The organism is Stenotrophomonas sp. 2YAF22, assembly GCF_052114665.1.
GTDB classification, from domain to species: Bacteria; Pseudomonadota; Gammaproteobacteria; order Xanthomonadales; family Xanthomonadaceae; genus Stenotrophomonas; species Stenotrophomonas indicatrix.
Genome location: NZ_JBFRFE010000154.1, coordinates 1 through 7,639, shown reverse-complemented (window position 1 = coordinate 7,639; position 7,639 = coordinate 1). Strand labels below are relative to the sequence as shown.

7 protein-coding genes and 1 tRNA gene are annotated in these 7,639 nt (G+C 66.2%); 3 read left to right on the top strand and 5 right to left on the bottom strand.

The window, feature by feature from the left end:
• Nucleotides 1-41: 41 nt before the first annotated feature.
• Nucleotides 42-132 (bottom strand) — tRNA-Ser (locus AB4Y84_RS08365).
• Nucleotides 133-301: 169 nt separating this feature from the next.
• Between AB4Y84_RS08365 and AB4Y84_RS08360 the strand changes: the two genes are divergently transcribed.
• A complete protein-coding gene (locus tag AB4Y84_RS08360) occupies nucleotides 302-1,006 on the top strand; it encodes a PP2C family protein-serine/threonine phosphatase (protein ID WP_099819184.1) in 705 nt (234 codons plus the stop codon).
• A 248-nt stretch (nucleotides 1,007-1,254) separates the two neighbouring features.
• On the opposite strand, the gene dnaQ is transcribed toward AB4Y84_RS08360, so the two are convergent.
• The 3 genes from dnaQ to AB4Y84_RS08345 are packed head-to-tail and all read right to left on the bottom strand — an operon-like array spanning nucleotide 1,255 to nucleotide 3,097.
• Nucleotides 1,255-1,983: a DNA polymerase III subunit epsilon gene (dnaQ, locus tag AB4Y84_RS08355; RefSeq protein ID WP_025878156.1), complete on the bottom strand. Its 729-nt coding sequence runs from the start codon at nucleotides 1,981-1,983 to the stop codon at nucleotides 1,255-1,257.
• A 4-nt stretch (nucleotides 1,984-1,987) separates the two neighbouring features.
• Nucleotides 1,988-2,440 carry a ribonuclease HI gene (rnhA, locus tag AB4Y84_RS08350; RefSeq protein WP_025878155.1) on the bottom strand — a complete coding sequence of 151 codons (453 nt, stop codon included), beginning with the start codon at nucleotides 2,438-2,440 and terminating at the stop codon, nucleotides 1,988-1,990.
• A 12-nt stretch (nucleotides 2,441-2,452) separates the two neighbouring features.
• A complete protein-coding gene (locus AB4Y84_RS08345) occupies nucleotides 2,453-3,097 on the bottom strand; it encodes a hypothetical protein (protein WP_312109355.1) in 645 nt (214 codons plus the stop codon).
• A gap of 11 nt (nucleotides 3,098-3,108) precedes the next feature.
• Between AB4Y84_RS08345 and gloB the strand changes: the two genes are divergently transcribed.
• Together gloB and AB4Y84_RS08335 are read left to right on the top strand one after the other, a co-directional pair.
• Complete coding sequence (gloB, locus tag AB4Y84_RS08340) at nucleotides 3,109-3,873, top strand: hydroxyacylglutathione hydrolase (protein WP_033830463.1); 765 nt, start codon at nucleotides 3,109-3,111, stop codon at nucleotides 3,871-3,873.
• Nucleotides 3,870-5,072 carry a lytic transglycosylase domain-containing protein gene (locus AB4Y84_RS08335; RefSeq protein ID WP_032977383.1) on the top strand — a complete coding sequence of 401 codons (1,203 nt, stop codon included), beginning with the start codon at nucleotides 3,870-3,872 and terminating at the stop codon, nucleotides 5,070-5,072. The genes gloB and AB4Y84_RS08335 overlap by 4 nt, the downstream gene beginning before the upstream one ends.
• A 363-nt stretch (nucleotides 5,073-5,435) precedes the next feature.
• Here AB4Y84_RS08335 and AB4Y84_RS08330 read toward each other — a convergent pair whose 3' ends face one another.
• Entirely contained in the window at nucleotides 5,436-7,391 is a 1,956-nt protein-coding gene (locus tag AB4Y84_RS08330; RefSeq protein WP_442249981.1) for a peptidyl-prolyl cis-trans isomerase, read from the bottom strand.
• Nucleotides 7,392-7,639 lie beyond the last annotated feature (248 nt).

The following is a 7,639-nucleotide window of genomic DNA, read 5'->3' as shown; positions in this document are numbered from 1 at the left end:
AAAAAGAAGGGCTGCCTTTCGGCAGCCCTTCTTTTTTAATCTGGCGGAGAGGGGGGGATTCGAACCCCCGAGGCGCTATAAACGCCTGCCTGATTTCGAGTCAGGTACATTCAACCGCTCTGCCACCTCTCCAGATGTTCCCCGGCGAACCGGGGACGCGCATCATACGAGGAAGCGCGGCTGACGACAAGTCATTGCGCCCAATGAAGTGAAATTTTCCTGACTGCATGGCTTGCCGGATGTCCGCTTGGCCGTGATGATGCCGTTCTCCCCGGCATTACCCCCTCGCCCAGCACCCACCATGATCGAATTCGGACATCTCACCCACCCCGGCCTGCGCCGCGAGCTCAACGAGGACACCTATTACGGTGACGGCGAGCTGGCCCTGTGGCTGGTAGCCGACGGCATGGGCGGGCACGCCTGCGGCGAAGTGGCCAGCGCACTGGCGCGCGAGACCATCGTGCGTGAGATCCGCCGTGGCGCGCCGTTGGCGCAGGCGATCCGCACCGCCGACGAAGAGATCATCCGCGCCTCGCGCCGGCGCAACGACAGCCTGCCGATGGGCACCACCGTGGTCGCTGCACGGGTGCAGGGCAACCGTTACGAAGTGGCCTGGGTCGGCGACAGCCGCGCCTATCTGTGGCGCGATGGCCAGCTTGCCCAGCTCAGCCAGGACCACAGCGTGGTGCAGGAACTGGTTGCGCAGGGCAACCTGACGGCCGAGCAGGCGCGCGCCCATCCCCACCGCAACGTGGTCACCCAGGCACTGGGCGTCACCGACCCGGCACACCTGAACGTGGCAACCACCAGCGGCGAACTGCGGCCGGGCATGCAGTTGCTGCTGTGCAGTGATGGCCTGACCGAGGAAGTGGATGATCGCGGCATCGCCCGCACCCTCGCCTTCGACGATGCCAGCGCCCAGGAATGCGTGGACAGCCTGGTCGCCACCGCCCTCGACGGCGGCGGCTCGGACAACATCACCGTGATCCTGGTGCGCTGCCACTGAAGCCGGCTGGAGGCAAGCCCCCTGAGTCAGGGGGCGGCCGCGAAGCGGCGGGGTATGGGTGCTGGTGAGACGGGGCCCACGATTTGCAGCGCAAATTGTGGGGCGACAGCGCGATTGCGCTGGCGCGTCATCGGACAACATCACCGTGATCCTGGTGCGCTGCCACTGATCCACGCCATCCACGCATGGCGTGGATCTACAGTAGAGCCACGCCATGCGTGGCTGCATTTCGCACCCCATTGCTGCGCCTACGCGCTCGCGGCCTCTTCCACCTTAGGGCCGTCCCACAATGCGTGGCCGGCCTTCTTGCGCAGCCGTTCCAGACGCGCCGCATGCGCTTCCTGCTCCGACGGCGTGGCCACCACGCGCGGCCGCGGCAGCAGCTTGGACGCATCGAACGCCTGCAACGCCGCAGCACCGCCGGCATCGTCATCGCCCAGCCCGAAGCCGATCTCCTCCTGACCCGAGGTCAGTGCGATGTACACATCCCCCAGGATCTGCGCATCCAGCAGACCGCCATGCAGGGCGCGGTGCGAGTTGTCCACACCCAGCCGCTTGCACAGGGCATCGAGCGAGTTGCGTTGGCCCGGGAAACGTTCGCGTGCCAGCGCCAGGGTATCGATCACCGTGCAGCGATCGGTGATCTTGCCGTACTGCTCGCCGAGCAGGGACAGCTCGTTGTCGAGGAAGCCCAGATCGAACGCCGCGTTGTGGATGATCAGCTCGGCGCCATCGATGAAGGCCAGGAACTCCTCCACGACCTGCGCGAACTCCGGCTTGTCGGCGAGGAATTCCAGGGTCAGGCCGGTGACTTCCTGCGCGCCCTGTTCGAACTCGCAGTCCGGCTTCAGGTACTGGTGATAGGTATTGCCGGTCGGGCGGCGCTTGAACAGCTCGACGCAGCCGATTTCGACGACGCGGTTGCCCTTCTTCCACTCCAGGCCGGTGGTTTCGGTATCAAGGATGATCTGACGCATGGGCTCAGTTTACCGGGCTGCCGTCGCGGATCTGGATCGCGGCGTTGCGGGCCAGGGTATCCACACGTTCATTGTCCGGGTCGCCGGAATGGCCTTTCACCCAGCGCCAGTCGATCTGGTGCCGCAGCGTGGCGGCCTGCAGGCGCTCCCACAGTTCACGGTTCTTCACCGGGTCACCGCCAGCGGTCTTCCAGTTCTTGCGGATCCAGCCCGGCAGCCACTGGGTCAGACCCTGCCGTACGTACTGCGAATCGGTGTAGAGGACGATCTCGCAGGGTTCGGTCAGCGACTCCAGGCCGGAAATGGCCGCCATCAGCTCCATCCGATTGTTGGTGGTATGGGCTTCACCACCGCTCAGTTCGCGCTCATGCCCCTTGTAGCGCAGCAGCGCGGCCCAGCCACCGGGGCCGGGATTGCCGAGGCAGGAACCGTCGGTGTGGATTTCGATGGTTTTCAATACAACTCCAGATCAGGTAGCAACGGTGCCGTGCCAGCGCACGGGCAACGGGGTCGGCCCGGGCAGGGCCAGCGTGCGTTTTTCGGCGTGGAACAGGCAGGCCGCGCGCAGGGGGGCCCAGCCGCCGCGACGGCGGCTGCCGGCACCCTGCCACATCGGCCCCAGGTAACGCATGTCCTCGCATTCCAGCCCATGGCGCCCAAGCAGCTGGCGGATCCGCTGCGGCGTGCGCACCACCAGCCCGTGCTGGCGCCAGCGGGTGCGGAACGGGCTGAACGGATTGAGGCTGGTCAGCCATAGATGGCCACCGGGCATCAACACGCGCTCGCATTCGTCCAGCAGATGGTCGGCATCACCGACGGTCACATGCTGCAGCACGATGGCGTTGACGCTCTCGTTGGGCAGCGGCAACGGCAGTGCACAGCGGGTATCGCCAGCGTACCCAGTCCCCTCGCGATGCAGGCGCAGGCCCCGACCGCCCAGCTGCGCATCAGCCAGCCAAGCGGCACTGGGCGCGATCCACAACCAGGGCCGGGTCGGCAGCAGCGACAGCTGCGGCAACAGCAGTTGTCGTTCGAGCACGCGCAAGGCCTCCGCCGGTTCGCTGTCGAACCACGGGGCCTGGCTCGCTTGACGGGTGCTCTGCAGCGCGGGCATGGTCCAATTCTATGCGACTGACTGCCCTGCCCGCATTTGCGGACAATTACATTTGGATGCTGATCGCCGACGACGGAGCTGCCGTGGTCGTCGATCCCGGCGACGCTGCGCCGGTACTGGCGCTGGCTGCCCAAGGCGTGCGCGTGGACACCATCCTGCTCACCCATCACCACGACGATCACATCGGCGGTGTACCGGCGCTGCAGGCGCGTTTCCCCGGCGTGCGCGTGGTCGCACCGGTCGACGAGCGCATCCCGATGGCCACCGAGCGGGTCGGTGAAGGTGAACGTGTTCAGGCACTGGGCCGGATGTTCCACGTACTATCCGTCCCCGGGCACACCCGCAGCCACATCGCGTTTCACACCGCTGAACAGCTTTTCAGCGGAGATTCGTTGTTCAGCCTGGGCTGTGGACGCCTGTTCGAAGGTACGCCGTCCCAGTTGCTGGCATCGATGCGCAAGCTGGGTGCCCTGCCCGCGCAACTGCTGCTGTGTTGCGCTCACGAGTACACCGTGTCAAATGCCGTCTTCGCGCGGCATGTCGACCCCGCCAACGCTGCCTTGTTGCAGCGCCAAGAGGAGGCTTTGGCCATGCGCCGCGATGACCGTTCCACCCTGCCAGTATCCCTGGCCGATGAAATTGCCTGCAATCCGTTCCTGCGTACCCACACGGCGCCCATCCGCGCGGCCGTGTCGGCGCACCTGGGGCGCGAAGTCGTGGACGACGTCGACGTCATGGCCGGTCTCCGGCACTGGAAAGACGGCTTCCGCGCATGAGTCGCCGAAGTCTGCCGCTGGCCCTGGGTCTCGTCCTGGGGTTGGCCGGAACTGCCGGCGCACAATCGCTGGGCGCCGGCATCAGCCAGAACCTGACCGCCGCCTCCGCCCTGCCGCTGGATCCGTCAACGCTGCCGGCCGCATCGGTACGTAACGGCCAGGAGATCTTCTCCAGCTTCCGCGACGGCCTTGCAGAACCCACCTGTGACGCCGAAGCCACCAGCCCACGCTGGCAGAAGCAGTTCGCCCATGCGCCTTCGCGGTTGGCCAACCAGGATGACGACGCGCTGGTGCTGTTCGGCTATGTGGTCGAAGAGCTGCGCAAAGCCAACCTGCCCACCGAATTCGCCCTGATTCCCTTCGTCGAAAGTGGCTACCGGCCCAATGCCCGCAACGGCAGCGGCCCGACCGGCCTGTGGCAGTTCATCGCCACCACGGCACGCAACCATCGCGTACCGATGAGCAACAACTACGACGGCCGACTGTCGGCAGTGGAGTCCACCCAGGCCGCCGTGCGCTACCTGAAGACCCTGCATGGCATGTTCGGCGGTGACTGGCGCCTGGCCACGATGGCCTACAACGCCGGTGAATACCGCGTGCTGCAGTCCATGCGCAAGGCCGGCATGAATGCGCAGAACGCCAAGCCGGCCGGCCTGCCCGGGCTGTCGCCGGTCACCCATGCCTACGTCGAGAAGCTGCATGCCCTGGCCTGCGTGCTGGAAGACGTGGAAGATCAGCCTGGCGTGATGGCCTCGCTGGACCGCACCGTGCCGGTGCTGAAGGACCACACCCTGCCGGCGGGCACCAGCGTCCAGCAGTGGGCCGCTCAGCGCGCGCTGGACCCGGCGAAGATCGCCCGCCTGAATCCGGCACTGGCCGCCGGCAACCGCCCGTCGGGCACGGCCCGCGTACTGGCCCCGGTTTCGGCGTCCAACGCGGACGTTGCCGACATCGCCAGCACGGCCGTTGCCACCGCAGTGGCCAGCACCGCCAGCGCCGCGCCGAGCCCGCAGGTGGCAAAGGTGGTCGCATCGGCTGCTGATCGCCCGCGCAACCGTCGCCACACCGTGCGCAACGGCGAATCGGCGTGGACCATCGCCCGTCGCTACGGCATGCCGGTAAAGGCACTGCTGTCGCTGAACGGCTTGAGCGGCAGCAGCGTGCTGAAGCCAGGCGCGGTATTGCGCGTCGAGGATTGAGGTCGGCGCGGCGCTGACGCGCGGTTTCCGGCCAACGGCGAAGCCCCTCGCGGGTGGCGGCAGCAGCATTCATGAGTTGGGACGAGCGAGGTGGACCCACGGGGGACGCCGTGAACCCATCCTTGGGGGCTTGGCCGCGGCATCCATGCCGCGGACACCCCCTCGCGCCCACCCCGCCCGTCCCCTGATGGTTTCCGGTGGCACCCACGGATTGGAAGATGAAGAGCAGGAGCAGGTCGCTTCGCTTCTGGTAGCGGCCGACCTTGGTCGGCGCTCATCGCGCAGGTCACGGATCGATCAGGGTTGCGACAACAAAAAAGGCCCGGCAATGCCGGGCCTTTTCGTTCCTGCTCACCAGAAGGCTTACAGGTTCGCTTCGGTGGTCTGCACCAGGAAGCGCTTGCGCATCGCGTCGATGTAGGCCTTGGCAGCAGCCATGCCGTCGATCTGGCTCAGCTGGTCCTTCAGCTGCTTCTGCTGCTCGGCGGTCACTTCCTTGATGTCACCCGGATTGACCTTGTTCACCGCGAAGACCAGTGCATGGCCGTTGACGTCGATCTTGCCGTAGCTCGGCTTGCCTTCGGCAGGCAGCGGGGCGCTGAAGATCGCACGGTTGATCTCCGGGGTCGGCACCGGCTGGCTACGCGGCAGGCCCGGCATCGGGCTCAGCTGCAGCTTCTCGCTGGCAGCCAGCGACTGCAGGGTGGCGCCCGCCTTCAGCTTGGCCAACAGGGCATCGGCGGCCTTGTCACCGGCCTGGCGCTGACGGTCGGCACGGATCGCGGCGATCACCTGCTCACGCGCCTTGTCCAGCGGCAGCGCCTGCTCCGGGGTATGCGCGGCAACGCGGATCACCACGCTGTGGTTGCTGCTGCCGCCCAGGGCGATCGGATCGCTGGCGGTACCGTCCTGCACTAGGACGTCGGAGAAGGCGGCACGCAGCACGGCCGGATCAGCGGCAATGCCGGTAGCGGTCGTGCGCGTGATCGGGCCCAGCGTCTGCATCGACAGGCCGRCATCCTTGGCGGCTGCAGCCAGGTCGCTCGGGCTTTTGTTGATGGCATCGACCAGGCGGCCTGCCAGATCGTTGAAGCCGCGCTCGCCGTCGGCCTTCAGCTGCTCGGCAGCCAAGGTGTCGCGTACTTCTTCAAACGACTTGCCCTCGCCGCCACGAACCGCAGCGACCTTGATGATGTGGTAGCCGAAGTCGGTCTTGACCGGGCCGATCACCTCACCCGCCTTGGCGCCAAACAGCGCGTCTTCAAACGGCTTGACCATCGCGCCACGTTCCACCCAGCCCAGGTCACCGCCCTGCGCCTTGGAACCGGGATCTTCCGAGTTCGCCTTGGCCAGCGCGGCAAAATCTGCACCTGCCGCCTTTGCTTCGACAGCCAGCTTGGCGGCCTTGGCTTCAGCACCATCGCCGGTGATCAGGATGTGCGCCGCCTGACGCTGTTCCGGCGTGGTGAACTTGGCCTTCTCGTCGTCGTAGCGCTTGCGCAGGGTTGCCTCGTCGGCCGCGGTCGGCGCCGGCAGGTTGGCACCATTGAGCTCGACATATTCCAGCGATACCGACTCGGCCTGGCGGAAATCCTTGCCATGGCTGTCGTACCACTGCTTGATCTGCGCATCGGTCACCGGCGCGGTATCAGCCGGAACTTCCGGCAGCGCGGCCAGTTCCACATCGCGGGTCTCGCCCAGCAGCTTCAACAGACGCTCGGTCTCAGCCTGGGTGACAAAGCCGGAATTCTGCAGGCCCGACGGGATCACCGACTGCTGCAGGCTCTCACGCACCAGTTCCTGGAACTGGGTCGGAGTGCGCGGCGGATTGCCACCGGCCAGGGCCAGGCGGTAATTGCTCTCGCTGAACTTGCCGTCGGCGCCCAGGAAGCCCGGGATGGTGGTGATGTATTCGCGCACAGCGCCGTCGCCAATCACGACACCGGCCTGCTCACCGACCAGGCGCACGACCTGCTCGTCGATCAACTGGTCGAGTACGGCCAGCTTGTTCTCGGTGCTTTCGAACGCGCGCGGGTCGAAGTTCTCGCCCTGCTGCTGGCGTTCGCGCATGCGTTCCTGTTCGAAACGGGTGCGGAAGTCCTGTGCGCTGATCTCATGGTGCTGCCACATCATGCGCACCGGCCACCAGGACGGTGCCGAGCGCCACCAGGTCGGCGGTGCCGAAACCTTGGCTACGTTCTGTGCGCCGACGCCACCGAGGTAGCTGTTGTCGATGACGAACAGGAACGGAATCATCAGCAGCCCCAGGATCACGGTGACGATCCAGCCTGAGGTCTTGTCGCGGAGTTTCTGCAGCATGGTGAGGAATCACAAGGCTTGATTGGCGAGCCCGGCAGTGTAACCCGCTTCGCGGCGTGGACCAAAAGCAGTGCCGGTGGGGCCTGGCGCCACCCTGCCCCGGCAATCGACACGATCGCGTGCATCAAAAGATGAAAACGACACAAAGAAAAAGCCCCCGACTTGCGTCGAGGGCTCTTAGAGTTGGCGGAGCGGACGGGACTCGAACCCGCGACCTCCGGCGTGACAGGCCAGCATTCTAACCAGCC

Coding starts and splice junctions, on each gene's coding strand:
- AB4Y84_RS08360 (WP_099819184.1), top strand. CDS start 302: ATGATCGAATTCGGACATCTCACCCACCCCGGCCTGCGCCGCGAGCTC.
- dnaQ (WP_025878156.1), bottom strand. CDS start 1,983: ATGCGTCAGATCATCCTTGATACCGAAACCACCGGCCTGGAGTGGAAG.
- AB4Y84_RS08345 (WP_312109355.1), bottom strand. CDS start 3,097: ATGCCCGCGCTGCAGAGCACCCGTCAAGCGAGCCAGGCCCCGTGGTTC.
- gloB (WP_033830463.1), top strand. CDS start 3,109: ATGCGACTGACTGCCCTGCCCGCATTTGCGGACAATTACATTTGGATG.
- AB4Y84_RS08335 (WP_032977383.1), top strand. CDS start 3,870: ATGAGTCGCCGAAGTCTGCCGCTGGCCCTGGGTCTCGTCCTGGGGTTG.